This is a genomic window from Kribbella sp. NBC_01245 (genome assembly GCF_036226525.1).
GTDB lineage: Bacteria > Actinomycetota > Actinomycetes > Propionibacteriales > Kribbellaceae > Kribbella.
The window spans coordinates 7,242,719-7,268,921 of the sequence record NZ_CP108487.1 but is presented as its reverse complement, the minus strand read 5'-3'; the positions used below and the strand labels follow the sequence as shown (position 1 = coordinate 7,268,921).

At 68.0% G+C, this 26,203-nt stretch carries 29 protein-coding genes; 7 read left to right on the top strand and 22 right to left on the bottom strand.

What is annotated here, in order from left to right; translation table 11 throughout:
* Positions 1-257: 257 nt before the first annotated feature.
* The 5 genes from OG394_RS33325 to OG394_RS33305 all read right to left on the bottom strand — a co-directional run bounded on the left by OG394_RS33325 (position 258) and on the right by OG394_RS33305 (position 4,262).
* Positions 258-992 carry an ABC transporter permease gene (locus OG394_RS33325; protein WP_328991148.1) on the bottom strand — a complete coding sequence of 245 codons (735 nt, stop codon included), beginning with the start codon at positions 990-992 and terminating at the stop codon, positions 258-260.
* A gap of 201 nt (positions 993-1,193) precedes the next feature.
* Complete coding sequence (locus tag OG394_RS33320) at positions 1,194-2,117, bottom strand: ABC transporter ATP-binding protein (protein WP_328991147.1); 924 nt, start codon at positions 2,115-2,117, stop codon at positions 1,194-1,196.
* Positions 2,118-2,167: 50 nt separating this feature from the next.
* Positions 2,168-2,932, bottom strand: coding sequence for a hypothetical protein (locus OG394_RS33315; RefSeq protein ID WP_328991146.1), 765 nt, complete (start codon positions 2,930-2,932; stop codon positions 2,168-2,170).
* Positions 2,929-3,888, bottom strand: coding sequence for an ABC transporter ATP-binding protein (locus OG394_RS33310; RefSeq protein ID WP_328991145.1), 960 nt, complete (start codon positions 3,886-3,888; stop codon positions 2,929-2,931). The genes OG394_RS33315 and OG394_RS33310 overlap by 4 nt, the downstream gene beginning before the upstream one ends.
* Positions 3,885-4,262 carry a GntR family transcriptional regulator gene (locus OG394_RS33305; RefSeq protein WP_328991144.1) on the bottom strand — a complete coding sequence of 126 codons (378 nt, stop codon included), beginning with the start codon at positions 4,260-4,262 and terminating at the stop codon, positions 3,885-3,887. Before OG394_RS33305 ends, OG394_RS33310 begins: the two co-directional genes overlap by 4 nt.
* Positions 4,263-4,491: 229 nt before the next feature.
* Here OG394_RS33305 and OG394_RS33300 point away from each other — a divergent pair, with 229 nt between their 5' ends.
* A complete protein-coding gene (locus OG394_RS33300) occupies positions 4,492-4,665 on the top strand; it encodes a hypothetical protein (RefSeq protein ID WP_328991143.1) in 174 nt (57 codons plus the stop codon).
* Between the two features lie 41 nt (positions 4,666-4,706).
* Here the strand turns inward: OG394_RS33300 and OG394_RS33295 are convergent, their stop codons facing one another.
* The 4 genes from OG394_RS33295 to OG394_RS33280 all read right to left on the bottom strand — a co-directional run bounded on the left by OG394_RS33295 (position 4,707) and on the right by OG394_RS33280 (position 8,407).
* Complete coding sequence (locus OG394_RS33295) at positions 4,707-5,402, bottom strand: aminotransferase class IV (protein ID WP_328991142.1); 696 nt, start codon at positions 5,400-5,402, stop codon at positions 4,707-4,709.
* Positions 5,399-6,757, bottom strand: coding sequence for an aminodeoxychorismate synthase component I (gene pabB / locus OG394_RS33290; protein WP_328991141.1), 1,359 nt, complete (start codon positions 6,755-6,757; stop codon positions 5,399-5,401). Before pabB ends, OG394_RS33295 begins: the two co-directional genes overlap by 4 nt.
* An 87-nt stretch (positions 6,758-6,844) precedes the next feature.
* Complete coding sequence (locus tag OG394_RS33285; RefSeq protein ID WP_328991140.1) at positions 6,845-7,618, bottom strand: class I SAM-dependent methyltransferase; 774 nt, start codon at positions 7,616-7,618, stop codon at positions 6,845-6,847.
* 87 nt (positions 7,619-7,705) lie between these two features.
* Positions 7,706-8,407, bottom strand: coding sequence for a metal-dependent transcriptional regulator (locus tag OG394_RS33280; protein ID WP_328991139.1), 702 nt, complete (start codon positions 8,405-8,407; stop codon positions 7,706-7,708).
* Positions 8,408-8,615: 208 nt separating this feature from the next.
* On the opposite strand from OG394_RS33280, the gene OG394_RS33275 reads away from it, so the two are divergent.
* Entirely contained in the window at positions 8,616-9,083 is a 468-nt protein-coding gene (locus OG394_RS33275; protein WP_328991138.1) for a hypothetical protein, read from the top strand.
* On the opposite strand, the gene OG394_RS33270 is transcribed toward OG394_RS33275, so the two are convergent.
* The 3 genes from OG394_RS33270 to OG394_RS33260 all read right to left on the bottom strand — a co-directional run bounded on the left by OG394_RS33270 (position 9,073) and on the right by OG394_RS33260 (position 11,522).
* Positions 9,073-10,353 (bottom strand): APC family permease, encoded by a 1,281-nt coding sequence (locus OG394_RS33270; protein WP_328991137.1) that lies wholly within the window; start codon positions 10,351-10,353, stop codon positions 9,073-9,075. The genes OG394_RS33275 and OG394_RS33270 overlap by 11 nt on opposite strands.
* A complete protein-coding gene (locus OG394_RS33265) occupies positions 10,346-10,870 on the bottom strand; it encodes a hypothetical protein (RefSeq protein ID WP_328991136.1) in 525 nt (174 codons plus the stop codon). The genes OG394_RS33270 and OG394_RS33265 overlap by 8 nt, the downstream gene beginning before the upstream one ends.
* Positions 10,871-10,964: 94 nt before the next feature.
* Entirely contained in the window at positions 10,965-11,522 is a 558-nt protein-coding gene (locus OG394_RS33260) for a hypothetical protein (protein WP_328991135.1), read from the bottom strand.
* 104 nt (positions 11,523-11,626) lie between these two features.
* Here OG394_RS33260 and OG394_RS33255 point away from each other — a divergent pair, with 104 nt between their 5' ends.
* Positions 11,627-11,974 carry a hypothetical protein gene (locus OG394_RS33255; RefSeq protein ID WP_328991134.1) on the top strand — a complete coding sequence of 116 codons (348 nt, stop codon included), beginning with the start codon at positions 11,627-11,629 and terminating at the stop codon, positions 11,972-11,974.
* A 605-nt stretch (positions 11,975-12,579) separates the two neighbouring features.
* On the opposite strand, the gene OG394_RS33250 is transcribed toward OG394_RS33255, so the two are convergent.
* The 5 genes from OG394_RS33250 to OG394_RS33230 all read right to left on the bottom strand — a co-directional run bounded on the left by OG394_RS33250 (position 12,580) and on the right by OG394_RS33230 (position 17,152).
* The gene (locus tag OG394_RS33250) at positions 12,580-13,416 is read right to left on the bottom strand and encodes a class II fructose-bisphosphate aldolase (RefSeq protein WP_328991133.1); all 837 of its coding nucleotides are present in this window, start codon (positions 13,414-13,416) and stop codon (positions 12,580-12,582) included.
* Positions 13,417-13,432: 16 nt separating this feature from the next.
* Entirely contained in the window at positions 13,433-14,353 is a 921-nt protein-coding gene (locus OG394_RS33245; protein WP_328991132.1) for a 1-phosphofructokinase family hexose kinase, read from the bottom strand.
* Positions 14,341-15,471 carry an N-acetylglucosamine-6-phosphate deacetylase gene (gene nagA, locus OG394_RS33240; protein ID WP_328991131.1) on the bottom strand — a complete coding sequence of 377 codons (1,131 nt, stop codon included), beginning with the start codon at positions 15,469-15,471 and terminating at the stop codon, positions 14,341-14,343. Before nagA ends, OG394_RS33245 begins: the two co-directional genes overlap by 13 nt.
* Positions 15,468-16,427 carry an ROK family protein gene (locus OG394_RS33235; RefSeq protein WP_328991130.1) on the bottom strand — a complete coding sequence of 320 codons (960 nt, stop codon included), beginning with the start codon at positions 16,425-16,427 and terminating at the stop codon, positions 15,468-15,470. The genes nagA and OG394_RS33235 overlap by 4 nt, the downstream gene beginning before the upstream one ends.
* Positions 16,428-16,516: 89 nt before the next feature.
* The gene (locus OG394_RS33230) at positions 16,517-17,152 is read right to left on the bottom strand and encodes a TetR/AcrR family transcriptional regulator (protein ID WP_328991129.1); all 636 of its coding nucleotides are present in this window, start codon (positions 17,150-17,152) and stop codon (positions 16,517-16,519) included.
* Between the two features lie 226 nt (positions 17,153-17,378).
* Between OG394_RS33230 and OG394_RS33225 the strand changes: the two genes are divergently transcribed.
* Entirely contained in the window at positions 17,379-18,101 is a 723-nt protein-coding gene (locus OG394_RS33225; RefSeq protein ID WP_328991128.1) for a hypothetical protein, read from the top strand.
* On the opposite strand, the gene OG394_RS33220 is transcribed toward OG394_RS33225, so the two are convergent.
* The 3 genes from OG394_RS33220 to OG394_RS33210 form a co-directional block, all read right to left on the bottom strand.
* Positions 18,102-19,055 carry an SPFH domain-containing protein gene (locus OG394_RS33220; RefSeq protein ID WP_328991127.1) on the bottom strand — a complete coding sequence of 318 codons (954 nt, stop codon included), beginning with the start codon at positions 19,053-19,055 and terminating at the stop codon, positions 18,102-18,104. It lies immediately after the preceding gene.
* Positions 19,056-19,166: 111 nt separating this feature from the next.
* A complete protein-coding gene (locus tag OG394_RS33215) occupies positions 19,167-19,439 on the bottom strand; it encodes a hypothetical protein (protein WP_328991126.1) in 273 nt (90 codons plus the stop codon).
* A gap of 297 nt (positions 19,440-19,736) precedes the next feature.
* Positions 19,737-20,456, bottom strand: a complete 720-nt coding sequence (locus OG394_RS33210; protein WP_328991125.1) for a TetR/AcrR family transcriptional regulator — start codon at positions 20,454-20,456, stop codon at positions 19,737-19,739.
* A gap of 112 nt (positions 20,457-20,568) precedes the next feature.
* Between OG394_RS33210 and OG394_RS33205 the strand changes: the two genes are divergently transcribed.
* Entirely contained in the window at positions 20,569-22,752 is a 2,184-nt protein-coding gene (locus OG394_RS33205; RefSeq protein WP_328991124.1) for an MMPL family transporter, read from the top strand.
* Here OG394_RS33205 and pdxH read toward each other — a convergent pair.
* Entirely contained in the window at positions 22,749-23,387 is a 639-nt protein-coding gene (gene pdxH / locus OG394_RS33200; RefSeq protein ID WP_328991123.1) for a pyridoxamine 5'-phosphate oxidase, read from the bottom strand. The genes OG394_RS33205 and pdxH overlap by 4 nt on opposite strands.
* A 164-nt stretch (positions 23,388-23,551) precedes the next feature.
* Here pdxH and OG394_RS33195 point away from each other — a divergent pair, with 164 nt between their 5' ends.
* Positions 23,552-24,667, top strand: coding sequence for a citrate synthase 2 (locus tag OG394_RS33195; RefSeq protein WP_328991122.1), 1,116 nt, complete (start codon positions 23,552-23,554; stop codon positions 24,665-24,667).
* A gap of 6 nt (positions 24,668-24,673) precedes the next feature.
* A complete protein-coding gene (locus OG394_RS33190) occupies positions 24,674-25,345 on the top strand; it encodes a DUF2293 domain-containing protein (RefSeq protein WP_328991121.1) in 672 nt (223 codons plus the stop codon).
* Between the two features lie 6 nt (positions 25,346-25,351).
* Here the strand turns inward: OG394_RS33190 and OG394_RS33185 are convergent, their stop codons facing one another.
* On the bottom strand, positions 25,352-26,170 hold the full coding sequence (locus OG394_RS33185; RefSeq protein ID WP_328991120.1) for an AraC family transcriptional regulator: 819 nt from the start codon (positions 26,168-26,170) through the stop codon (positions 25,352-25,354).
* Positions 26,171-26,203 lie beyond the last annotated feature (33 nt).

Here is a 26,203-nt window from a genome sequence, read left to right as displayed (position 1 = left end):
CCTCGTCACCGGTCTGCTCCGGCGGCTCCCGCGCATGGAAGTGGCCCGTCGGTGAGAACTTCGGTTTCCGCCCGATCCCGTCGTCCGGATTCGAACGACGTGTGAAAGTTGTACCTCCCCGATCCGGCCGGGCACAACCCCTTGCACAGAAGGAGATCCGACATTCGGACGCCATCGGCGTGTCATCCACACCCCACGCGACTTAATCCACACCTTCGCCCCAAGTTATGCACAGGCCCTGTGCATAACCTCGCCGGTCACTCCCAGCGGAAGTAGCGCGACGCGACGACCAGGCAGACGGCAGTGACGGTCACAAGGGCGATGACGTGGGTGGGGTCGGGCCAGGTGCCGGCCCAGGCGTCCTGGAGGGCGCTCATGCCCGCGCCCATCGGGGTGACGTCGCGGAGCCAGCGGAGCGACTCGGGCATCACGTCGCCGGGGGTCCAGACGCCGGCGAAGAACATGCTCGGGAAGAACAGCACGTTGCCGACGATGCTCGCGCCCTTCGCCGTCGGCAGCAGCGCCGCGATCACCAGGCCGATCGAGAACAGGCCGGCGGCGGTCAGCAGGGCGGCGACGGTGAACTTGAGCGCCGACTCGGGCAGCGCCGCGTCGAAGGCCAGGGCGCCGACGCCGACGATGAGCACGACGACCATTGCGGCGGCCGTCAGGTGGACGACGAGCTGGGCGAGCAGCACTTTGAGCGGGCGCGCCGGGGTGGTCGAGAGGCGGCGGAGAATGCCCTTCTCCCGGTACGTCGCGAGGACCATCGGCAGCGTCGCCATGCCGAGCATCGAGACGCCGATCCCGATCGCCATCGTCGGCAGGAAACTCGCCGGGATGTTCTGCGCCGGGTCGGAGGTGTCGCCGCTGCTGATCATCGAGAAGATCGCCAGCAGGCCGAGCGGTAGCGCGAAGACGAAGAACAGGCCGGTCCATTCGCGCAGGAACAACTTGGACTCGGTCCGGGTCAAGGTGAGCGTCTGGCTCATGGTCGGTGCTCCGATCGAGAGGACATGCGTGGTCAGAAGGGCCCGATGAACCGCGACACGCCGCGTCACGAGGGTCCGATGATTGGAATTGCGACACGGCGGAGGCGGGGCGCACGGCGGAGGCGGGGCGCACGGCGGAGGCGGGGCGCACGGCGGAGGCGGGCGCACGGCGGAGGCGGGGCGCACGGCGGCGCGGGAGGGCTAGGCGGCGGCGTAGGTGTGGCCGGCTAGGGAGAGGAAGGCGTCGTCGAGGGTGGCGCGTTCGGTGTGGAGGTCTTGGGGGGTGTGGCCGTGGGCGGCGAGGGTGGTGATCAGGGGGACCAGGAGGTTGTCGTTGCCGGTGACAACGATGCGGGCGCCGTCGCGGGTGACTGACGCGACCTCGGGGAGGCGGGTCAGGATGGCGTCGTCGAGCTCGGCGGCTTCTGCGAGGCGGAAGGTGATGCGTTGGGCGGTTGTGGCGGCGCCGATGAGGCCGGCGGGGGTGTCGAGGGCTACTACGCGGCCGGCGTCGATGATGGCGAGGCGGTCGCAGAGGTGTTCGGCTTCTTCCATGAAGTGGGTGACCAGGATGATCGTGACGCCGGAGTCGCGGACCTGGCGGATCAGCTCCCAGGTGTCGCGACGGGCCTGCGGGTCGAGGCCGGTGGTGAGTTCGTCGAGGATGGCCAGTTCGGGATTGCCGACCAGGGCGAGCGCGATCGAGAGTCGTTGCTTCTGGCCCCCGGAAAGCTTGCCGAAGGCACTCTTCCGGACCTTGGTCAGACCGAGTTTCGCCAGCAACTGTTCGGGATCCGCGGGTGACGGGTAGAACGAGGCGTACAGGCTGAGCGCTTCTTCGACCCGGAGTTTCTCGGGCAGTTCGGCCGCCTGGAGCTGTACGCCGACGACGGCCGTGGTCTTTGCGCGGTCGGCCCGCGGGTCGAGACCGGCGACGCGTACGGTGCCACGGTCGGGCGTCCGCAGTCCGGCGATGGCCTCGACCGTGGTGGTCTTGCCCGCGCCGTTCGGGCCGAGGATGCCGAAGATCTCACCTCGGCGGACGGTCAGGGAGACATCGTCGACGGCCACCGTGGCGCCGTACGACTTGTGCAGGTGATCAACGACGACCAGGTTTTCGGGCATGGCGAAGCCGCCCTTTCTGCTAGTGAGGATTTGTGAGGGTCTAGCGGGACTTACTTGACTTGTTTGAGCCCGATCGGCCGCATCATCAGGTAGTTGCCGTAGAGCCCGGCGGCGACGATCGCCAGCACAACCGGCACGGAGACGGCCAGCGGCGCGCGGTCCCAGCCGAGCACCTGCCCGACCCAACCGGCGATCAGGAGGAACTCGGTGACCACGGCCGGGATCAGGCCGACCGGCAGCACCAGCAGGCCGGTCCAGAAGCCGAACCGGAAGAACCCGGTCGCGATGATCCAGCCCGACACCTGGTGCGACATGATCAGCAGGAAGAACTCGAGGAAGATCAGGCCGACCTGCGAGTTGCTCGTGAAGACGTGTGGGTTCATGAACTTCTGCGGCCAGTCCTGCCAGGCGTAGACCGCAGACTCGAGCTGGTACATCACGATCCACAGGCACGTCGTTGCCGTGGCGCTCAGCAACAGCACCGCCGTACCGGCCTGCGCGATCGTGCGGCGAGTAACGCCGTGGGCGACCAGCAGGGCGAAGAACGTCGGCATCAGCATGATCCCGATGGCCGAGCTGAAGTATTTCGGTGACTGGGAGGCGTAGTCCCAGACACTCTCGTCCAGCGTGCCGGTCGCGAGGTGGATGCCGACGCCGACCAGGGTGAACCCGACCACCATGATCAACCAGTAGCCGAGCAACATCGCGCGCAACGAGTAGGCGATGAACCGGACGATCCGCCAGACGTTGGCGGCCGTGTCCGTGGTCCGCTGAACCGGCCGCACCTCCGTCGTAACACTGGTAGTGGCACTCATCGGTGCGCCTCCTTCGTCGCGTTGCCGTTCGTCGCGTTGCCGTTCTGGGTCGAGCTGTTCTGGGCCGAGCTGTTCTGGGTCAGGTGGACGAAGAGTTCCTGCAGGCCGACCGGGCCGAGTTCGACGCCGGCCGAGCGCGCCCTGGTCCGGAGACCGTCGTCGAGATCGCCGAAGACGGTGGTGGACTTCGTGCCGCCCAGGCGTTGTTCGGACAGGACTGTGAGACCGCCGGTGAGCTCGTCGACCGTTGCGGCCGGGCCAACCAGGGCGGCACCGCGTCCACGCAGGGTCTCGACCGGCGCCTGGGTGACGAGGCGGCCCTCGTCCAGGATCACGACCTCTTCCAGCAAGGCGCTGACCTCGCTGACCAGGTGCGTCGACAGCACGATCGTCCGCGGCGCCTCGGCGTAATCGGCCAGCAGCGCGTCATAGAAGAGGTTGCGCGACGGCACATCCATACCGAGGTAGGACTCGTCGAAGATCGTCAGCGGCGCCCGGCTGGCGATCCCGAGCACGACACCGAGCGCCGACTTCTTCCCTCGCGACAGACTCTGGATGCGCTTCTTCGGCGACAGCTCGAACTTGTCCAGCAGCTCGCCCGCCACCTCGTCGCTCCAGAACGGGCGCAAGTCCCGCGCGAACTCCACGGCACAACGCACCGGGATCGGCTGGGCCACGTCGCCGGACTCGCGGATCAGGCAGACCGTGCTGGTGATGGCGGCGTTCTCGTACGGCTCGCCGCCTTCGCCGACCTCGGCACCCTCGATCAGGATCCGGCCGAAGGTCTGCCGGCGAAAGCCCGCCAGCAGCGCGGCCAGCGTGCTCTTGCCCGAGCCGTTGCGGCCGAGCAGACCGTGGATCTTGCCCGGCGCGAGCCTCAGGTCGAGCCCGTCCACGGCGGTCACATCGCCGAACCGGACGGTTAGGTCCTCGGTCCGCACACTCAGCCCACTCATTTCGCCTCCTCCCCCTTTTCGGCATTGGCCTTCTCGATGTGCTGGATGACGTCGGTCAGCGGTACGCCGATCGCCTGCGCCTCGGTGATCATCGGATCGACCACTTCGGCGAAGAACGACTCGCGCCGCCCGGACCGGAGCAACTCACGGGCCTTCGGACTGACGAACATGCCGATGCCGCGCTTCTTGTAGAGCACGCCCTCATCCACCAGCTGGGCGAAGCCCTTCGCCGCCGTGGCGGGATTGATCCGGTAGAACGCGGCGTACTGGTTGGTCGACATCACCTGCTCGTCCTCACCGAGGGCGCCCGTGACGATGTCGGTCTTGATCTGCTCCGCGATCTGCAGATAGATCGGGCTGCGATCGTCGAACACCGTCCGCCCTCCTCGTGGTTCGTCTCATGGTTCTTCGGTTCCTAGGTTCATTACTTGACTAACGAACCGTAGCACCTGGCCCGCTCCGCTGCCAAGCACGTCCTCTTTTGCGTTCATTCGTCGGAATCCGCCCTTCCAGCCCAGTGGACATGTACCGGTCCGCGGCGGCAGAGGGCGGATTCCGACGAATGAACGCAAAAGAGGTCAGCGGTGCCGCTAGCGTTTGGGGATGACCTCTGAACATGACCAGGCCGTTGGCATTGCCCAGGAGTACGCCGCACAGGCCGCCGCGGTGGCCAGCAAGCTGAAGCCCGGCACGTACGACGCGGTGAACGCCCTCGCGCTGACCTCGATCGCGCACAGCCTCGCCGTCATCGCCGCAACGCAGCGCCGAGACAGGTAGCTCGCACCGCCGGGACCAGGTCGCGGCGTCGGGACAAATGGCTAAAGCGGCGCGGCTAATTGGCGGAGGGCCAGCTGCCAGTCCGGGCCGCGTTCGATCGGGCCGGTCGGTGGTCCGTCGATCCAGGCGGCTACTGGGCGGATGCCGTGTAGTGCGTTGACCAGCCAGACCTCACGGCCAGCCAACTGGTCCAACGTGCGGCGTCGTTCGGCAACCGGCGTACCGCGATCGGCGGCCAGTGATCGCAGCAGTCTGGCCGTGACCGACGGCAGGATCGGGAGGTCCGAAGGCGGTAGGCATAGCGTCTCGTCCTCCCACCAAAGGATCGCGGAGTACGCCGCCTCGAGGACGACACCACCCGGACCGGTTAGTAGCACCTCGTCGGCCTGGTTCTCCTTGTACGCAAGGACTTTCAGCTCACCGAGTACGTCGAGGTCCGGGCCTTTGACGGTCGGCGCCACTCGCGGATCCGGGCCGCCGTACCGGCTGACGCGGACCTGCCCACCCAACGGCGGCGCGGGCCGAAGGCGTAGGGAAAGCTCGCGATCGGTGGATAGCTCGACCCGTGGGAACCATCGGCCGCCGCGAGGCAACCGGGCGATCACGTCGACCCAGAAGGCGTTCGCGTCGACCCCGGCCGCCGTACAAGAGCCAACGAACCGCTCACGATGCAGCTCAAGCCCGCGCACCCGGCCGTCATCCAGCAAAAACGAATCCGCCACCAACAACTTGGTCACGTGGCGCTGCCGCGGAGGGTGGCGGTTGCCTTGAGCAACATCTCGTCGTACTCGGCGAAAGGGTCCGAGTCGAGCACGATGGCACCACCCGCGCCGACGACCGTCTCGGACGGCGTGAGCACGGCAGTCCGGATGACCACGCTGAGGTCGGCCCGACCGTCCACGGACAACCAGCCGAGCGCGCCCGAGTAGATCCCGCGCGCGCTGGACTCCAGCTCGTCGATCAACTGCATGGTCCGGATCTTCGGTGCGCCCGTCATCGAGCCGGGCGGGAAGCAGGCGCGTACGGCGTCGATCGCGTCCACGTCGTCGCGCAACCGGCCGCGGACCGAGGTGACGAGCTGGTGCACAGTCTCGTACGTCTCGACCGCCATCAACTGCGGCACCTGCACCGAGCCCGGCATGCTGACCCGGCCGAGGTCGTTGCGGATCAGGTCAACGATCATCAGGTTCTCGGCGCGCGTCTTCTCGTCGGCGGCCAGCTCCGCCGCGGCGATCCGGTTTTTCTCGGGATCATCGAGGCGGGGAGCCGTGCCCTTGATCGGACGGCATTCGGCCCAGCCGTCCGCGTCGACCGCCAGAAACCGCTCGGGCGACGAACTGGCGAGCGCGAGATCGCCATGCCGAACGAAGGCGGCGTACGGCGCGGGGTTGGCCTCGCGCTGCCAGAGGAAGAACTCGAACGGGTCCACCACCGCGGGCAGGCGGACGCGATTCGTCAGGCAGACCTCGTACGTCTGGCCGGCCTCCAGCGCCTCCCGGCACGCGTCGATCCCGGCGAGATAGGCCTCCCGGTCCTGCTCGAGATGCGCCTCGATATCGAGCCCGGCAAAGGGTTTGGACGTCGATCCCATGTACCAGTTCGAGGCCGACGCCGCCGCCTTCCGCAACCACGCCTCGGCGGCCGCCGCCTCCTCATCCGGATGAACCGCCACTAGGAAGGTCCGCGCCCGCGCATGGTCGATCACGACGAACCGGTTCGCCCAGATCCACAGCGAGTCCGGCGTCGGCGCCTCGTGCGCGACGGCACCACCGGTCAGGGCCTTGAGCTCATACCCGAAGAAGCCGACGTACCCGCCGCAGAAAATGTCCGCCAACTCAGCCGGTACGTCGCCATGCCTGGTCGCGAGCAGCGCTTGCATCTCGGCGAACGCATCCCCGTCGGCCACATCCCGTACGACGACTTCCGCGCCGGGGCCCGTCGTCGTACCGAGCACTGACGCTCGTCCGGTCGGGACCAGGCTGCCGTCCAGCCAGAACGCGGTCGGCTCGGCGGCGAACAGCTCGCGGTAAACCGTCTCGCCGTCGTACACCTCATCGACCCGAACGACGGACCAACGCAGCGGAGTACTCACACCCGAACGGTAATACCTCCCGCGTCCTCCCGGCCGCGAGTGGTCGGGTAAGACGCGACCACTCGCGGGATTAGGGGAAGACGGAGCCTAGTGGAGGGCGACTTTGCCGCGCATGGCGACGATGCGGCGGACTGGGATGGCGATTTCGAGGCCGTCGCGGGACTCGGCGCGTTCGCCCAACCAGGTCGCGGCAGACGTACGGCGGCTGTCGCTGGTGCCGGGCAGGTAGAGCGATTCGACCAGGTTTTTCGCGTCGGCGACGTTGTTGACCCGGTAGGCGTAGCGCTCGCGCTGGCTCTCGAGTACGTCGAAACCCGCGGCGCGGAGCTGGTCCCGGAGCTCGGTGAGCTCGCTGCCCGCCGGGAACTGCGGCGTCGACCGGAGCCGGGTGGTGAGCGTGGTGAGGATGCGGAAATCCGTCCGCCGCAAAGGCCGAATGGCGGGCACGGTCGCGGCCAGTACGCCGCCGCGGCGAAGCACCCGGGCCGCCTCGGCGAGCACGGCCGGCAGCGGCTGCATCACCATCAGGCCCATCGAGCAGGTGACCACGTCGAAGGACTCGTTCGCGAAGGGCAGGTGCAGCGCGTCGGCCTGGACCTTGGGCCCGGGCGCACCCGCCAGCTCGGCCGCGGAGGTGTCGACGCCGACCACCCAGCGGCCGTGCAGCTCGCGGGCGACCGGGCCGTTACCGCAGGCGAGGTCGAGCACCCGCTTGGCCTCGCCGGACACCGCCCGGACCAGCCAGCGGTACGGGGTGTGGTCGCCGGCGACGGCGCGGGACAGCAGTCTTTCCGTACTGCCCGGCCTGGTCTCGTGAAACTCACGGACGTAGGCCGGCCAGTCGACATCGTTCTCAGGCATCGCGGACAGACGTTACCGCCCGGCCACGCTGCGTACAGCATTGGCGCCAAGGCCTTACTCAGCCTTGAGGTGTGACCTAACGGTCAGTCAGACCCGGCTGACGAAGATGTGACCGGCGATCTCGTCGCTGATCACGCCCCCGGCCTCGCGGCTGCCGACCAGCACACCCTCGGCGTCCAGCGCGGAATCCACCTCGCGGCCGGGCAGCGCGTTCGCCCGGCGCAGCACGGACATCGCGTCGTCGTCGGTCTGCACCGGCTCGGCGATCCGGCGGACCAGCACCCGGACCTTCTCCCCGGCGGCGTCGAGGACCTGGTCGAGCGGCTCCACGCCGAGCCGGAACTCGGTGATCGCGGTGGCCTCGTTGTCCTTCTGCAGCTCCTCCAGACCCGGGATCGGGTTGCCGTACGGCGACTCGGTCGGGTTCTTCAGGATCTCCAGCAGGCGGCGCTCAACGGCGTCGCTCATCACGTGCTCCCAGCGGCAGGCCTCGGCGTGCACGTCCTCCCACTCGAGGCCGATGACGTCGACCAGCAGGCGCTCGGCCAGGCGGTGCTTGCGCATCACCCGGATCGCCTGCATGCGGCCGACCTCGGTCAGCTCCAGATGGCGGTCGCCCTCCACCGTGACCAGGCCGTCGCGCTCCATCCGGGCGACGGTCTGACTGACGGTCGGGCCGGATTGGTGCAGGCGCTCGGCGATCCGCGCACGCAGCGGCAGAATGCCTTCTTCTTCGAGCTCGTAGACGGTGCGCAGATACATCTCGGTGGTATCGATCAGCTCGCTCACGTTTTCTATTGTCCACTACTGAGGCAACCCTCACGAATCCCGGTCGGCCATCGCCCCCGCAGCACGGCCGTGCGCCCATGGGAGCGTGCCCGGCGGTCGACCGGGAGGCGGCGAATCGCCGGGCGCAAGGGCGGGAAGGTTGCGGAATGGCCGCAGCTGGTCCAACACGCGGGACGGATTAACAGATACCGCATAGGCTCAAGACGCCATGCAGCACACTAGTGAGTTCGCGCTTCGAGTCGATTTTCCCGCCCAGGCACCAACCGGACACCCGCCTTCGGGCCCGCGTCTGACCGTGCTCGTCGACGGTGTCGACGTGATCGGTGCCGCCACCGGACAGGTCGGGTGGTCGCCGGACGTGGTCCTGTCCGACGACAGTCCGTTCCTGCCCAGCCGTCCAGGTGACCGGATCGCCATCTACCACTGCGCCTGTCCGGCCGATGGTTGTGGCGTGGTCGCACCGATGATGCGCAAGATCGTCGGCCAGCTGTGGTGGATGGACTTCCGCAGCTACACCGGTGTCTTCGACGGGCCCCGGGCGATCGCCGAGATCCCGCCCGACGCCGGCGAGCGCCTGCAGGTGCCGACGCTGATCTTCGATGACGAGCAGTACCGCGCCGAGGTCGCCCGCGCGATCGCCGCCTGGCGCGACACCGCCCAGCAGCTCAGCGCCTGAGCTTCAGCAGATATCTGCCCGCCAGACCGATGGCGAGCACGGTCGCGCCGGTGAGTACCGAGGCGATCGGCAACGTGACGGCCAGCACCAGACAACCGGTCAGCCCGAGGACGCTCAGCGCCTTCGGGAACCGGCGCTGCTCCGGCGGCTGGGTGATGGCCGCCGCGTTGGCGATCGCGTAGTACAGCAATACGCCGAACGACGAGAACCCGATCACGCCACGCAGGTCCGTGACGAGCACCAGCACCCCGACCACCGCGGCCAGCGCCACCTCGGCGTGATGCGGCACCTGGAAACGTGGATGCACCGCCGCCAGCCAGGACGGCAGATCGCCACCGCGGGCCATCGCGAGTGACGTCCGCCCGATGCCGGCGATCAACGCCAGCAACGCGCCAAGGCTCGCCAGCGCTGCGCCGATCCGCACCACCGGTACGACGCCGTCCGCACCCACCTCGTTGACCGCACTGGCCAGTGGCGCGGTCGCCCCGGCGATCCCGGCCGTGCCGAGGCTGGTCAGCAGGCTGATCCCGATCACCAGGTAGATGCCGACGGCAACGGCCAACGCGATCGTGATGGCCCGGGGAATCGTCCGCGCCGGATCGCGTACCTCCTCCCCCATCGTCGCGATCCGCGCGTATCCCGCGAAGGCGAAGAAGAGCAATCCGGCCGCCTGCAATACGCCGTACGGCGAAGTGCCGTACGACCAGAGCGTCAGGGCATGATCCGGCCGGGCGACCAGGAGAACCACCACAACAGTGGCGAGTACGACGAGCGTGCAGCCGACCAGCACCCGGGTCAACCGCGCCGTACGCGTGATGCCGCGATAGTTGACCGCCGCCAACGCCACCACGGCAGCCAGGGCGACGAGCCTTCGCAACCACTCCGGCCCCGGTACGGCGTACGTCGCGAAAGTGAGCGCCATCGCGGCACACGACGCGGTCTTGCCGATCACGAACGCCCAACCGGCGGCGAATCCCCAGCCGGGGCCGAGGCGCTCGCGGCCGTAGACGTACGTGCCGCCGGAGACCGGGTAGACGGCGGCGAGCTGGGCCGATGACGCGGCGTTGCAGTAGGCCACGATCGCGGCGAGGACGAGGCTGATCAGCAGGGCGGCGCCGGCCGCGCGAGCCGCCGGCGCCCAGACCGCGAAGACCCCGGCCCCGACCATCGAACCGAGCCCGATGATCGCGGCATCCGTCACCCCGAGCCGCCGCGCCAGACCTGCCGGCTTCGTCGCCTTGTCCTCTGGGGTTGGCTGGTGTTCAGTCACTGGCTTCCATCGCGGCGGCGATCCTCTTCTCGGCATCGGCGACCACATCCGCGGGCGCCTCGGGCAGCAGGTCCGCCCACAGGGGCAGCATCTCGCGTCGCGCCTCCAGCATGCCCAGCGGGCGCGGGAAGAACCAGACATGGAAGTGCGCGGAGCCGTCACCCCAGCGGTAGACGTGCACGCGGGCGATGTCCTCCAGCGCGAGGATGGCCCGCTCGACCCTGGCGACGACCGGGCCGTACGACGCGGCGAGGTGATCGGGCAGATCGGCGAACGAGTCGTGGTGCTCCCGCGTGGTCAGCCAGACCACGCCGGGAATGGTGACCTCGGTGGCGCGGCACAGCACCCAGTCGTCGTTGCTCCACAGCGGCGGCTGGTGCTCGGACGCTTCCCCGGCGGCGAACCACGCGCACAGGCCGCAGGGATCGCCACCCGGCTCGCCGACGCGGAACGGCTCGGGAATGACTCGCGGCCCAAGCTCGCGGCGGATCAGCGGTTCTGCGTACGGAAGGGTCATGGCGGTGCCTCTCTCGATGCTTCGGCTTGACTCCTTTATGAAACACCTGCGTTGCAGATTTTGCAACACCTATGTTGCATCCGGGTCCGTCTGCTCAGGGGTCGACGATGCCGCGGAGCAGGATGTCGAGAGTGAGGGTACGCACGCGACGACGTGACCAGTGGTGCCGTCCGCGCATGTGCACGTAGGTCTGCACGGCTGCGACCATCACGATCTCCGCCACGTCGTCGATCCGGCCGCGCGGATGCAGCGAACCGTCCTCCGCGCCCTCGCGCAGGAACCGCTCGAACGGCTCGATGAAGACGACCGAACCGTTGCGCTCCTGCTCGCGATGGAAGACCAGGTCCGACGACATCAGCAGCGGCAAATGCCTGTCCACCAAGTCGAAAAGGGCTTCCAGCGATCGCACCAGCCCGTCCCGGCCGGTCCCCGAGCTGGTCAATACCGGCCACATCGTGCTGCGGAAGTCCTCGGCCAGCGCGTCCAGCAGCGCATCCAGCAGCACCTCGACGGTCAGCCCTTGCCGCCAGAGCGTCACCCGCGAACGCCCGACCTTCTCCGCGACCCGCTCCAGCGTGACCCCGGCCCAACCGTGCTCGGCCAGCACCGCCACCGTCGCCTCGCGCAGCGTTTCCTCCACCGTCACCGTCATCGCTGTCGCCACTTCCGGCCATGGCCACCGTCTGCACCGGCAGGCCCCTTGTGAAACATCCCCGTTTCATTGCACCATGACTCTACCAACCCAAGGAGAAGCGCGTGGCCGCCACCAACGAACCCCCAGCCAAGTCGAGCGACCCCGAGCCGAGCGCCTCCGAGCCGAGCGCCGCCAAGATGCCGGAGCGGTCGGAGCGCGCCTTCGGCTTCACCCCGGCCGAGGAGACCGCACTCGCGGCACTGGCCGCGGGCCTGTCCACCCTGACGACGGGCCTCGCCGGCCGCCCGCTCCCCGTCTCGGACGAGGACGCCGTGATCGCCGCCATCGAACACGCCCTCAGCCGAATGATCGAAGACTACGAAGTCCCCGACCCGACGATCCGCGCCCAGGTAACCACCGCCCGCAACAACCTCCGCACCCACTGGACCCGCGGCGCCGCCTCCATGTAACCCCATCCTCTCCAGCGTCGACCGGCCTCCCCGGATCCCGCGATCCCGCGGATCCCGCGCGATCCGGCGCGAGGTGGCTCGTCCTGCGCGCCCGATTCCGGGTGGTGTTGGTGGGCACCCGTCCCCCTGAGTTCTTGCGAATTGGCGGGTTGTCGCAGAATGCGCCCGCCTTGCCGCGGTCAAGAGCCCGATCGCCACGAGGCCGACGAATTGCGAGGGGGTAACCACCGTGCGGGTGGGTTACCACCTCGGATTGGCGGGGTGGTAACCCACCTCGCGAATGGCCAGCCACTCCCAAACACGCAGTGCGGCCGCCGATGCCACCGACCGTCGCCCTATTCCGAGGGTCGACCTGCGGAAAAGGGGGTGGACTCGCCAAACTTGCCGGGACGGGGACCGGCGGCGGAACCTGACGACTCAGCGCTTATCGATGGCTGCGGGTGCGTCTTCCCGAGCGGACTGGACGTTCTCGCGGCCGGAAAACGTCCAGTCCGCTCGGGAAGATGCCAGCCGGGCGCGGGACCACTCGGCAGTGGTGCTCAAGGACAGACTCGCGATCCGTGCACGGCGCCGCACGGTGGAGGCGGCGGCGTGGTGGGGGTGGGTTAGGTGGCTTTTAGGGTGGTTAGGAGGCGGGCGACTTCGGTGGCTACGGCGTCGCGGGCGGGGCCTAGGTATTTGCGGGTGTCTACCAGAGTGGGGTTGTTGGCGAGGACTTGGCGGACTACGTCGGTGAAGACGTTGTTGAGGTGAGTCGCGATGTTGACCTTGGTCATACCGGCCTCGACCGCGCGGGTGAGGTCGGCGTCGGCTACACCGGATGAGCCGTGCAGAACGAGTGGAACGCTGACTGCCTCGCGCAGGAGTCCGATGAGCTCGAAGTCGAGTTCGGCAGTTCGCTCGGTCATCGCGTGCGACGAGCCGACCGCCACAGCGAGAGCGTCGACCCCCGTCGCCTCGACGAAGGCGGCTGCCTCGTCGGGCCGGGTGCGCGCGCCGGGGGCGTGGACGCCGTCCTTGCCGCCGACTTCGCCGATCTCCGCTTCGACGAAAACGCCGTTCTCGTGGCAGAACGCTGTTACCTCGGCAGTGGCCCGCACGTTCTCGGCGTACTCCAGTTTCGACGCGTCGAACATCACCGACGTGAAGCCGAGCGAGACGGCCTCGGTGACGAGGTCCCGGTCCATCGCGTGGTCCAGGTGTACGACCACTGGCACGGTCGACGCGGCGGCCGCGGCGAGAGTGGCGACGCCGATCGGCTTGAGGGCGCCGTGGTACTTCACCGCGTTCTCGCTGATCTGCAGGATGACGGGCGCGCCGGCCTGCTCGGCGCCCGCGATCAGCGCGACAGCGTGCTCCAGCTGGATCACGTTGAACGCACCGACACCACGACCGGCCTTCGCCGCGCTCAGCACGACCTCGGCTCCGGAAACCAACGGCATGACGAAACTCCCTTATTTACAACGTAGTCACGGTTACAGCAGGCAACCAGCGCTGGTACGCGTCGAGATCGATGTCCCCGGCAACAGGTGTGAGCACGGCCGCCGACGAGGCCGCCACAGCAGCACGCAACACGTCGGGCCAATCCAAAGAACCATCAGCCACAGCAGCAGCGACCACCGCCGTGCAGGCATCACCCGCGCCAGTAGGATTCCCGGCCACGCGCTCAACCGGCAACGCACGCCAGGCGCCAAGGGGGCTCACGGCAACCATCCCAGCAGCGCCATCAGTGATCACCGCAGCGGCAGCGCCAAGTTCGAGCAACTGACGGGTGCCATCGGCAACAACCACGTCCTCGCCAAGGGCCTCGCGCAGCTCAGCCGCGTTAGCCCGTACGACCGCACCAGCCTTGGCCGCAGCGACCAAAGCCGCACCGCCGGCGTCAACCACAGCCGGTACGTCGTGCTCCCGGGCGCGCGCGGCCAACTCGGCGTACGCAAAATCAGGGATCCCCGGCGGCAGACTCCCCGAACAGACGAGCACCGACAAGCTTGCCCACGGCAACCGATCGAGGAAGGCGCGCCATTCGTCCGGAGCGACCGAAGGCCCGGCCTCGTTGAAGATCGTGGCATCACCGTTGTCCGAAGCAACTACCGCGACGGTCCGTCGAGTCTCGCCCGCGATCGGCGTGAGCAGCGCCGTCAAACCCGCTGAGTAGAGCTCGTCCAACGCGAGATCGCCGGTCACACCGCCGACCAGGCCGAGCGTCAGCACCCGATGGCCGAGAGCGAAGGCGACCCGGGCGACGTTCACGCCCTTACCACCGGCCCGCTGGCGGACGCGGGCGACGCGATGGCTGCCGCCCGGCACCAGCTCGGGTACGTCGTACGTGACGTCCAGTGCGAGGTTGAGCGTGACCGTGCCGATCAGTCCAGCCATTCGCCGGCCCGCATCACCTTCTGGACGGCGTACTCGCTGTCGAGCACGACGAAGTCCGCACGCTTGCCGACCTCGATCGCGCCTACCTCGTACCAACCGAAGGCCTCCGCGGGCGCGGTCGACGCCATCCGGGAGGCGTCGACCAGGGAGATCCCGGCCCGTACGGCGTTGGCGTACGCGACGTCCATGGTCAGCGTGCTACCGGCGATCGACTTCTCGCCCGTGGTGAGGCGGGCCTCGCCGGCAGCGACGTCGACCTCGAGCCCACCGAGCTTGTACCGGCCGTCGGGCATCCCGGTCGCGACCATCGCATCGGTGATGAGCGCGATCCGCCTGGTCCCGGCCGCGGCCACCGCCACCCGGACCACCTGCGGATCCAGGTGGAAGCCGTCGTTGATCACCTCGAGCAGCAGACGCGGATCGTTCAGCGCGGCACCGACCGGCCCCGGGTCGCGATGGTGGAACGGCCGCATCCCGTTGAAGAGATGCGTCGCCACGGTCGCGCCGGCGTCGGCCCCCGCGACCATCTGCTCGTACGTCGCGTCGGTATGACCGAGCGCGGCCACCTTGCCCGCGTCGACCGTCTGCCGGATCGCGTCCAGACCGCTCGGCAGCTCGGGCGCGATCGTCACCATCTTGACCACGTCGCCGAGCACCTTGGCCAGATCGCCCTCGACCGGATCGCGCAACAACGACGGCTCATGCGCACCACAACGCGCGGCCGAAAGGAACGGGCCTTCCAGGTGCACACCCGCGATCACGCCATCGGTGACCAGGTCGGCCAGGCAGGCGGTCTGCGAGACCAGCTCGTCCAGCGGACCCGTGACCAGGCTCGCCATCGTCGTAGTGGTGCCGTGCTTGGCGTGGAATGCGGCGACCTTGCGAGCCTCTTCCGGATCGGTCGTCGAGTACGACGCACCGCCGCCGCCATGGGTGTGGATGTCGACGAAGCCCGGGACCAGCGTGATGTCGCCGAGGTCCTCCGGCCGCTCACCGTTGGCGGGCATCCCGTCGGCGCGGCGGCCCATCGCGAAGATGTCGCCCGCGACGATCTGGATCCACGCCCGCTCCAGCACGTCGTCCGGGGTGACGATCCGGCCCGCCAGGTACGTCGTCATTCGGCTTCACCCTCCTCAGGGTCCGACTTCAAGTTCACCGCGTCCCAGGCCATCAACGCGGCGCCGAGGCAGCCGGCCTCTTCGCCGAGCACGGCCGCAACGATCTCCGGACGCCGCTGGAACGTCAAGCGCGCCGCGAGCCCGTCCCGCAAGGGCCGCAGCAGGGTCTCCCCCGCGCCGACCAGCCCGCCGCCAATGGCGATCCGGGTGGGCGCCAGCAGAGTCGTGTAAAGCACCAGAGCGTCCACCAGCGGCCGCACGGCCTCGTCCCAGACCACGGCGGCGTCGGGATCACCTGCCGCGAGGAGTTCGAGCACCTCGCGAGAGCCATCGCTGACGGGATGACCCGTGCGTTCGCCGTACCGCCGGGCAAGGGCGGCGGCCGAAGCGACGGTCTCGAGACAGCCGAACTGGCCGCACGCACAACGCTCGGCCGCGTCGGTGTGCACGAACCGGGTGTGGCCGATCTCACCGGCGAATCCGTCTCCGGAAACCAGCCGGCCGTCGACCACCATGGCCGCGGCGATACCCGTGCCGAGCGGAAGGAAGAGCGAGTTGGTGGTGCCGACGAGGGCGCCGTTGCGCAGCTCGGCGTATCCCCCTGCGCGTACGTCGTGGGCAAGCACCACCTCTTGACCATCGCCGACGGCCGAGCGGATCGCGTCCAGTACGCCGACGTTCAGCCAGGCCAGGTTCTCAGCGCGGACGGTACCGCGAGCGGAGATGATGCCCGGTACGACGACGCCGACGCCGCGCACCTGGTACCCCTCGGCGGCGGCCTTCTGCGCCAACTCGACGACCGTTTCGACCAGTGCGTCGAGCACCGCCTGACCGCCGGCCTCCCGGGGAGTGGGCCTGGTCTCGCGATGCACGACGGTGCTGTCGCGCGCGACCAGGCCGCACTTCATCCGGGTTCCGCCGAGATCGACGGCCACCACGACTTCACTGAGCTCCACGGAGCGCCATTATGCAGCGTTACTCGCCGGTTTGAACATCCATGAGCAAAACGTGGACGCTTCGAGACGTTTTAAGCGAGACACTCGGCTTAATTGGCGCTCAACCCCTGCTGAAACGCCGCCACCAGGAACGCCACCAGGCTGTCGGTCAGATCCTGGGTGTCCGACGGGACCCCGTCACTCGCCCCGGGCGCCTTGGACAACGTGCGCGACTGGTGCAGTGCGAGCAGCCCGAGCATGTTCACGTACCCGAAGGCGACCGCTTCCGGATGCGCCTCGGGCAGTGCCGCCCGCAGCGCCGCCAGGTAACGCCCCTCGACCGGATCGGCCTCGGCGGCGTACAGCTCGCGGATCCGCGGGCTCGGGTCGAACGCGACCCGGCCGATGAACCGCTGGATGGTCGGGCCGCGATCACCTCGCCTGATCGCGAGATTGAGCCCCGGCTCGACGAAGGCCCGGATCAGCTGCTCCGGTGTCGCGTCGCCCTCCTCCTCAAGCCGGTCGAGCCGTCGCTTGCGCTCGGTGTTGACCGGTGCCATCGCCCGCGCCACGGCGGCGCGCAACAGCGCCTCCTTGGAACCGAAGTGATAGTTGACCGCGGCGATATTGGCCTCGGCGGCGACCGTGATCGCGCGCAGTGAGGTGCCTTCGTACCCCCCATCGCCGAACCTTTCTTCGGCGACGTTGAGCAACCTTTCCCGGGTGGATTCCACGGGTGCTTCCACAGAGTTCTCCTTCCCCCCAAGCACCGGCCGTCCAGGCACCCCACCTGCTCACGGCCCGTAGCTTGTTCGACAGCATAGTTCAAACGACCGTTTGAATAGCAGCGTTCAGCCGACTAATTTCCCGCCGATGCCGACCTGTTGCCTTTCAAGGTCCCGTCAGTGCCGAAATCGGAGGCCTGCACGGGAGGTCGAACCACCGCCCGCGCAGGGCGCTAGGGTCTTTGCGGTGAGCATTCCGCAATCCACTTCCGTCCGGATCGACCCGCGTTTTTGTGGACCCGCGCGGTCCGGGAACGGCGGCTACACGGCCGGCCTAGTCGCGTCCGCCCTCGCCCCGGCGCGCACTCCGATCCGCGTCCGCCTGCGGATGCCGCCGCCCTTGACGATCGACCTCGACCTCGCGGTCACCGGCGACGTCGTACAGCTGACCGGGCCCGATGGCCTGGTGGCCGAAGGCGTTGGGACGGGCGACGAGCTGCCCGTGGTGGACCCCGTCGAGCCGGCCGAGGCGCGCGCGGCGGAGGCGTCGTACCGGGGGCTGGCGCACCACCCGTTCCCCACCTGCTTCGCGTGCGGCCCGGAGAACGCGACCGGTCTGCGGTTGCGGCCCGGCCCGCTCGGCGACGGCCGGACCGCGTGCACCTGGACCCCGTCGGCGGACCTGGCCGATGCCGACGGCCTCGTCGGTACGCCGTACCTCTGGGCGGCTCTGGATTGCCCGGGCGGCTGGACGATCGACCTCGAGGGCCGGCCGTCCGTACTCGGCCAGATCACCACCTGCGTCGACGCGCGCCCACCGGCCGACGAGGCGTGTGTGGTGATGGGCCGCCACCTCGGGGAAGACGGACGCAAGACCCACACCGCGACGACCTTGTACGACGCGGACGGCCGGGTCCTCGCTCGCGCGACCCAGATCTGGATCGCCGTGGACCCGGCCGATTTCCGCTGACTAACGCGGCGTCGGCGTGGTGCTCGGCACCGGCACCGGGATGCTGACGTTGCCGTTCTGCGGGATCACCATGAACTGGATCTTGCCGGACTCGATCGCGGACTTGAGCAGGTAACCCTGCGCGCCGAGCAGCGCCACCTGGGCCTTGACCGACTGCAGCTCGACGTTCACCTGCTGGTTCTTCTGCTCCTGCGCCTGCCGGGCCAGCTCGGCGCGCTGCTTCGCCTCGATACCGTCGATGATGCCCTTGTCCATCGGGTTCGGCTTCTGGATCGTGAAGGACAGCTCGCCACAACCGTTGTTGCCGTTGTAGCTCGGGCCGCAGAAGTAGTCGCCACCGACGGCGGCCGGCAGCAGCCGGGTGAACTCCTTCGCCGCGGCGGTCTGGAACTGCGCCTTCTTGGCCTCGTTGTTGTAGAGCTCGGCCCAGTTGTAGTTGGTCGCGACGGCGGCGAGGGCGCGGTCGATCTGCGGCCGGAAGTACGCCCGCAGCATGTCGTGCCAGCCCTTCTCGGTGAAGGCGTAGGTCTTGAGGCCGATCCGCTCGTGGAAGTTCTGCAGGATGGCCTGGTCACGGTTCAGCGTGAAGTAGACCTGGACCCGCACCCCGAGGCGCACGTTGTCCTTGCTGACGACCGTGACCTCGTCATCGGCGGAGCTGTCCGCGCCGGCGCCGCCGATGATGTACGAGCGCTGGTCGATCGGGTAGACGTAGAACTGGTCGCCGGGGCCGATCCGCTTGTTGGTGGAACCCGGCGCGATCACGCTCTTGAACTTGCGATCCTCGATGATGCCGCCGCCGTAGTGCAGGCCGATCTCATTCGTCGCGGTGTTCGCGAAGTTGAAGATCTTGACCAGCAGGATGATCGCGATGATCACCAGGATCACAACGCCGATCACCTTGCCCACCGGGCTCTTCGACTTGATCGCCGCCACGTTCGGGGTCTTCGCCATCTGGGGTCGTGCTCCTTGCTGGTCATGCCGGCATAGCGCCGGGTCATTCGGGGATGTGCTGCGACTTGTTCGGGGAGTTGCTGCGCCTTGGACAGCCTTTGGACGGCGGAGTTATCCGTCGAGTTCCTTGCGGTCGAGCAGCCGTCGTACGTCGGCCAGGGTGATGTCGGCCGAGACGGCGACATCGCGAGGCACGGACGGATGCCCGGCGAGCGTACGCAACCCCTGCTCGGCGGTCGCGACCACCTTCTCCAGCGTGCGCACCTCGTCCTTGAGCGCGGCGACTTGCTGCTCCGCGATCTGCGCCCGGCGATACGAGGCGATGGCGAACCAGGCCAGCGCGACGGCCAGGATCACGGCCGGTAGTAGTACGAGCCTCAGCATGTGTCCAATGGGACCACGTTCGTGGGTCGTTGGATGACCATCTCGGCCACTTGTCAGCCTGCGGCGTAAATCTGTTGAGTGCCGGCCGATCGCGACGTAGGTTCTCAGTACACGCGAAGGGAGGTGGTCCAACGCATGAATTGCAATCGGACTCGTGAGGTGGCGGCGGGCTAGCCGCTCTCCACAGTTAGTGGGCATGTGGCTAGCCAGTTTCACGCCAGTCACCGGACCCGTGAGCAGTCAGGTCAGTCCGCCTGACCCTCGAAGATCGAGGAAGCGCTCACGGGTCTCTTTTATTTACAGGCAATCCAGGGAGAGCGCCCTGGCGATCTCGTTGACCTGGGCCTGGAAGTAGGCGCCGGCGTCGTCGAGGGCCCAGTGCAGCTGGCCGAAGATCTCCATGCAGATCAGGCCGTAGAGCCGGGTCCAGTAGTTGAGGCTGAGGTAGATCGCGCCCGGCGGCAGATTGCCGAACTGGGCCGCGCGGCTCTCCAGCTGGGCCACCAGTTCCGGACCGAGCTCCTCGTCGGGCGGGATCGGGAACGGACGGCGGTGCCACAGCTCCTGCATCAGATCCTTGAAGACCGCGCCGAACCGCATCCCGGCCTGATGGCACGGCGAATCGTCGTACGGATCGAGCATCGGGCTGTGCACGGGCGAGCCGAAGACCAGGCCGAACTCGGCCGGATGGGCCACCGCCCACGCGCGCAGCGCCAGCGCGGTCGCGTAGAGCCGGGCAGCGAGATCGTCGGGCGCGTACTCGTCGCGAGCGGCGACCATCGCGGCGGTGAGCTCGTCGAACAGGTCGGTGATGAGCGCGGTGATCAGCTCGTCGTGACTCGGGAAGTACCGGTACAGCGCGGGCGCACTCAGGTCGAGGTCGCGCGCGATCGCCCGCAGCCCGATCGCGGTCTGGCCGCCCTCGACCAGTCGCCGCCGGGCCGCCGCCTTGATCTCGGCGACGGTCGCGGCACGTTGCCGGTCCCGTCGCGTCTCGACGGTCGCTTCAGTACTCACCTTTGACTCCTTGACAGGTCAGGTTCAGTCCCGGCTATGGTGAACACCGTTAACCGTTAACGGTGTTCACTACCGCGACCACTGTTCAATGTACGCCCTTCGGAGGGGTTCCGTGTTCGAAACACTCGGTCGGCTCGCTTACCGGCGGCGCCGCGCCTTCCTCGTCCTGACCGGCCTGTTCGTCATCGGGGCGGCCGTCTGGGGCACGGGCGTGTTCGGCTCGCTCGCGAACGGCGGATTCGAGGCGCCGAACAGCGAGGCCGCCAAGGCCGTGCGCACGCTCGAGCAGACCGTCGGGCGGGATGGCTCGGACGTCATCGTGCTCTATCGCAGTGATGCGGCGACTGTGGCAGACCCGGAATTTAAACAGGCGGTCGACTCGCACCTGGCCGGTTTGCCAGACGGCGAGGTCGTTCGGACTGCCACCTACTGGTCGACGAAGGCGCCCGCGTGCGTCTCGAACGACCAACACAGCACGTATGCCGTACTGACGCTGGCCGGCGCCGATCCCGAGGAGCGGCTGGCTACCTACCACCGGATCCAGGACGCGCTCGGCCGTACGCCCGCCGGGCTCGACGTGAAGCTCGGTGGCGAAATGGCCGTCTTCGAAGAGGTGAACGTCCAAACCGAGCACGACATCGTCCAGGCCGAGACCATCTCGCTGCCGATCGTGCTGGTCTTGCTGGTGATCGTGTTCGGCGGACTGGTCGCGGCGAGTCTGCCGTTGTTCGTGGGCGGACTCGCCATCCTCGGCGCGTTCGTCGTGCTGCGGGCGCTCACCACGTTCACCGATGTGTCCGTGTTCTCGATCAACATCGTGACGATGATCGGTTTCGGCCTGGCGATCGACTACGCGCTGTTCATCGTGACGCGATTCCGTGAGCAGCTCGCGCAAGGCGATGACGTCGAGAAGGCCCTGGTGACGACCATGGCGACCGCCGGTCGGACTGTCGCCTTCTCCGGCATCACTGTGGGTGTGGCCATCACTAGCCTGGTGTTGTTCCCGGTGATGTTCCTGAAGTCCATGGCGTACGGCGGTGCCGCTGCGGTGGTTGTCGCGATGGTGGCGGCCTTGACCGCTCTGCCCGCGCTGTTGGCCGTGCTGGGACATCGGGTGAACAAGCTGCGCATCCCCGGCCTTGGCCGCTCCAAGCCGCGCGAGGGCCAGCACGGGGCGTGGTACCGACTGGCGCAGAGCGTGATGCGTCGGCCCATCCGGTACGTCGTAGTGCTGGTGCCGCTCGTACTGGTCCTCGGTATCCCCTTCCTGCGGGCCGAACTCGGCGGTGTCGACCACCGGGCACTCCCCGTGGGTTCGGAGAGCCGTACCGTCACGGAGATCCTGCAGAGCGATTTCGCCGGTGCTGGTGGTTCGAACGTCTTGGCGGCGGTTCGGTTTGACGCATCGCTTGGCGATCGTGAGGCGCAGCAGAGCCTCGCGCCGTACCTCAAGAACTTGCAGGCGCTTAGGGACGTAGATGCGGTTCGTGTCGACGGGTACAAGGATGGCGTTGCCTCTGTTGTCGTACACACCTCCTACACCGCGCAGGAGCTGCCAGCGCGTGATGTGGTCAAGGCGGTCCGTGGCGTCGTACCGCCGGCAGGGACGTCTGTGCAGGTTGGAGGCGAGACTGCGGCGCTACTGGATCTGCTGGACGTCATGGGCGAGCGTGCGCCGTGGATGATCGGTCTGATCATCGTCATCACGTTCCTGCTGTTGTTCCTGGCCTTTGGCTCGCTGGTACTGCCGGCGAAGGCGTTGCTGATGAACGTGTTGTCGCTGGCGGCGTCGTTCGGCGCGATGGTCTGGATCTTCCAGGACGGGCATCTGTCGGGTCTGCTCGACTTCACCCCGGCGGGTTTCCTCGACGCGACCAACCCAGTGCTGCTGTTCGCCGTACTCTTCGGGCTCTCGATGGACTACGAGGTGTTCCTGCTCAGCCGGATTCGTGAGGAGTACGACCGTACCGGTGACAACACGAAGGCGGTCGCGCTCGGACTGCAGCGCACGGGCGGCATCATCACCAGTGCGGCCCTGCTGCTGGTGATCGTGGTGGGCGCGTTCTCCACCTCGGGCATCGTGTTCGTGAAGATGATCGGTATCGGCCTGGTGATCGCGATCACCCTCGACGCCACGGTCGTTCGCGCCCTGCTGGTCCCGGCCACGATGCGCCTGCTCGGCAAGGCCAACTGGTGGGCTCCGCCCGCACTCACCCGTTGGTGGCAGCGCAACGGCTTCCGCGAGGTCGAAGCCCCACGCCCTTCGTCCGATGAGCGTGAGCCCGTCAACGTCTAGGGCTGGAGCCGCTGCAGTTGCCAGGAGTCGCCTGTACGCCGGTACGCCAACCGGTCGTGCAGGCGGCCCGTCCGGCCCTGCCAGAACTCGATGAAGTCGGGCTTGATCCGGTAACCGCCCCAGAAGTACGGCGTGGCGATCTCGGTGCCGTCGGGCCATTGCCGCTCGTACGACGCGTATTGCAGGTCGAGCTCCTCGCGGGATTCGACCGGCTGCGACTGTTGCGAAGCCCAGGCGCCGAGCTGGGAACCACGCGGGCGACTGGCGAAGTAGGCGTCGACCTCGTCCTGCGGCAACTTCGAGGCTGTGCCTTCCACGCGGACCTGGCGTTCCATCACGTGCCAGGGAAATACCAGTGCACACAGTGGATTGGCCGCGAGCTCGTCACCCTTGCGGGACTGCTGGTTGGTGTAGAAGACGAAACCGCGCTCGTCGATCCCCTTCAGCAGAACGGTTCTCGCGGACGGACGGCCGGTTTGATCCGCCGTCGCCAGCACCATCGCGTTGGGCTCGGCCACCCCGAACGCAACGGCGTTCTCCAGCCACCGCTGGAACTGCACGATCGGATCGGGGTGCACCTGATCCTCACGCAGCTCGCCGAGGCCGTAGGTCTCCCGCATCTCTTCTAGCTCCACAAGGCGAGCCTAGACTCCCTTTTGTCCGCGAGTGGTCAAAAGGGATGACGTGGGTAACACGCTTCACACAGTCCTGTAACCCGCAACACACAGAGGTGTCCGTCTGGCAGGTGGTGGGCCTATGCTGCGTGGGCAGCCGATACAGACAAGGGAGTCGCGGGCGAATGTCAGAGCCGGTCACCGTCCAGCATGGCCTCGAAGGTGTGGTTGCCTTCGACACCCAGATCGCCGAGCCGGACAAGGAGGGATCGGCACTGCGCTATCGCGGTGTCGACATCGAGGATCTAGTCGGCAGAGTCCCCTTCGAGAACGTCTGGGGCCTCTTGGTGGATGGAGCTTTCACGCCGGGTCTACCACCCGCGGAGCCGTTCCCGTTGCCCGTGCACTCTGGTGATGTCCGGGTCGACGTGCAGTCCGCACTGGCGATGCTGGCACCGGCCTGGGGTCTACGCCCGCTGTACGACATCGACGACGTGCAGGCGCGGGACGACTTGTCGCGCGCGGCCGTGATGGCGTTGTCGTACGTCGCCCAGGCCGCTCGTGGAACTGGTCAGCCGATGGTTCCGCAGCGTGAGGTGGACAAGGCTCAGACCATCACCGAGCGGTTCATGATCCGCTGGCGTGGTGAGCCGGACCCCAAGCACGTGAAGGCTGTCGACGCCTACTGGACGTCTGCCGCCGAGCACGGCATGAACGCTTCCACCTTCACCGCAAGGGTGATCGCGTCGACCGGCGCCGACGTACCGGCCGCACTCTCGGGCGCGGTCGGCGCGATGTCGGGCCCGCTGCACGGCGGTGCGCCCGCGCGAGTGCTGACGATGATCGAGGACGTCGAGCGTGGCGGCGACGCCCGCGCGTACGTGAAGGGACTGCTCGACTCCGGTGATCGCCTGATGGGCTTCGGGCACCGCGTCTACCGGGCCGAGGACCCGCGCGCCCGGGTGCTGCGCCGGACCGCGCAGGAGCTCGACGCCCCGCGGTACGAGGTGGCCGAGGCGCTGGAGAAGGCGGCTCTCGCCGAGCTGCGCGAGCGTCGTCCGGACCGGGTGCTGGAGACGAACGTCGAGTTCTGGGCGGCGATCGTGCTGGACTTCGCGGAGGTCCCGCCGCCGATGTTCACCTCGATGTTCACCTGTGCGCGCACCGCGGGCTGGAGCGCGCACATCCTGGAGCAGAAGCGCACCGGCCGACTGATCCGCCCCTCCGCCATCTACTCCGGCCCGGCGACCCGCCCCGCCACCGACATCGAGGGCTGGAACCCCTCCTGGCTCAACCGCTGACCTCTCATGCCGACCGGCAAGTCCGACGACCTCGTTGTCATCGCACCGCTGAAGCCCTTCACCTGTGCGGATTGCGGTGACACCGAGAGCGATCTGCTGCGGTTGGAGGATGAGGCCCCGCATTGCCTGGCGTGCGCCGATCTCGGCCATCTGGTGTTCCTGCCTCGCGGCGATACGGCGCTGACCCGGCGGGCGCGCAAGGAGAGTTCGCTGTCCGCGATCGTCCTCCAGTGGAGCCGGTCGCGGAAGCGGTACGAGCGGCAAGGCGTGCTGGTCGAAGAGGCGGCGCTGCAGTCAGCCGAGGAGCAATGCCTCGCCGATGCCGACGTACGGGCTCGGCAACGTGAACGCGCGGCCCTGCGGCGGGTCGACGAAGACGCCGACTTCCAGCAGCGGATGGCGGCCGCGATCCTGCGGTTGTTCCCGAGCTGCCCGTCGGATCGCGCGAAGGAGATCGCGGAGCATGCCGGGACGAGGGGCAGCGGGCGCGTTGGGCGGAGCGCGGCCGGTCGCGCGCTCGACGAGAATGCGGTCACGCTGGCGGTGGTGGCATCGGCCAGGCACCTCGACACCGACTACGACCTCCTGCTGATGTCCGGCATCGCTCGCCAGACCGCTCGCGACCAAATCCGGCCGGCCCTCGACGCTGTACTGGACCGCTGGCGCGCTGAGGCTTAGGTCTTTTCAGGCGTCTTGGCGTGGGGTTCGGCCGGTTCGTTGTTTGTACTGGCGGCTGAAGTAGGGCACGTCGGTGTAGCCGAGGGCTGCCGCCACTTGGGTCACGGACATGCTCGTCTCGGTCAGGAGCTGGTGTGCCCGGTCCACTCGGGCCTGGATGACGTACTGCGCGGGCGAGGCGCCGAACTGCTTGGTGAACCTGCGCGTGAACTGAGCCCGGGACAACGCAGCACGCGCTGCAAGCTCCGTCACGGTCCACTGGCGGCTGGGGTCTTGCCTCATCACCTGGGCGATCTCTTCCAGCGCTGCGTCCTTGCGGTGGTTGGGCCGGGTGGAGGCGTCCCAGATCAGGTAGAGCAGTTGTTCCAGGTACAACTCGGCCTGGCGTCTACCAGCGCGACCACCTCGCCGGTAGGCCGTATCCGCGCCGCGGGCCAACTCCCCTAGCAACAGCCGATCCGGTACGTCGCACCAGCGCTGCTCCGGCAGTACGTCGACCTGAGCACCAGTGGTGCCGGTGGCGCTGCTGGTGGTTGTGGCGCTTGTGACGTTGAAGTGCATGCCGAAGACCAGGAGGCGCCTCTTCGGGTCGTGCCCGGCCGTTGGTTCGTCGCCCGGGCCAAAGACCGCGCAAATGCCCGGGCCCAACTCCTGCTCCCGGCCGTCCAGCCTCAGGTGACCTCGGCCGTCGAGGACGCACCAGAGCAGGTGATCCCGCAGCGGCCGGGTCTGCCAGTACCAACTCGGCTCACAGCGCCAGAAGGTCGGCGGGCTGTGCAGCTCAAGGGTCAACGGCGGTCCGTCGCTGAGCGTCGTGCGCGTCAAAAGTGCAACTCCTCGCGTCGATTCTCCGTCGCG

Excerpts from the sequence above, each read along its gene's own strand:
- OG394_RS33325 (WP_328991148.1), bottom strand. The coding sequence starts at position 992 with ATGAGCCAGACGCTCACCTTGACCCGGACCGAGTCCAAGTTGTTCCTG.
- OG394_RS33320 (WP_328991147.1), bottom strand. The coding sequence starts at position 2,117 with ATGCCCGAAAACCTGGTCGTCGTTGATCACCTGCACAAGTCGTACGGC.
- OG394_RS33315 (WP_328991146.1), bottom strand. The coding sequence starts at position 2,932 with ATGAGTGCCACTACCAGTGTTACGACGGAGGTGCGGCCGGTTCAGCGG.
- OG394_RS33310 (WP_328991145.1), bottom strand. The coding sequence starts at position 3,888 with ATGAGTGGGCTGAGTGTGCGGACCGAGGACCTAACCGTCCGGTTCGGC.
- OG394_RS33300 (WP_328991143.1), top strand. The coding sequence starts at position 4,492 with ATGACCTCTGAACATGACCAGGCCGTTGGCATTGCCCAGGAGTACGCC.
- OG394_RS33285 (WP_328991140.1), bottom strand. The coding sequence starts at position 7,618 with ATGCCTGAGAACGATGTCGACTGGCCGGCCTACGTCCGTGAGTTTCAC.
- OG394_RS33275 (WP_328991138.1), top strand. The coding sequence starts at position 8,616 with ATGCAGCACACTAGTGAGTTCGCGCTTCGAGTCGATTTTCCCGCCCAG.
- OG394_RS33265 (WP_328991136.1), bottom strand. The coding sequence starts at position 10,870 with ATGACCCTTCCGTACGCAGAACCGCTGATCCGCCGCGAGCTTGGGCCG.
- OG394_RS33260 (WP_328991135.1), bottom strand. The coding sequence starts at position 11,522 with ATGACGGTGACGGTGGAGGAAACGCTGCGCGAGGCGACGGTGGCGGTG.
- OG394_RS33250 (WP_328991133.1), bottom strand. The coding sequence starts at position 13,416 with ATGCCGTTGGTTTCCGGAGCCGAGGTCGTGCTGAGCGCGGCGAAGGCC.
- OG394_RS33245 (WP_328991132.1), bottom strand. The coding sequence starts at position 14,353 with ATGGCTGGACTGATCGGCACGGTCACGCTCAACCTCGCACTGGACGTC.
- nagA (WP_328991131.1), bottom strand. The coding sequence starts at position 15,471 with ATGACGACGTACCTGGCGGGCCGGATCGTCACCCCGGACGACGTGCTG.
- OG394_RS33220 (WP_328991127.1), bottom strand. The coding sequence starts at position 19,055 with ATGGCGAAGACCCCGAACGTGGCGGCGATCAAGTCGAAGAGCCCGGTG.
- OG394_RS33215 (WP_328991126.1), bottom strand. The coding sequence starts at position 19,439 with ATGCTGAGGCTCGTACTACTACCGGCCGTGATCCTGGCCGTCGCGCTG.
- OG394_RS33195 (WP_328991122.1), top strand. The coding sequence starts at position 23,552 with ATGTCAGAGCCGGTCACCGTCCAGCATGGCCTCGAAGGTGTGGTTGCC.
- OG394_RS33190 (WP_328991121.1), top strand. The coding sequence starts at position 24,674 with ATGCCGACCGGCAAGTCCGACGACCTCGTTGTCATCGCACCGCTGAAG.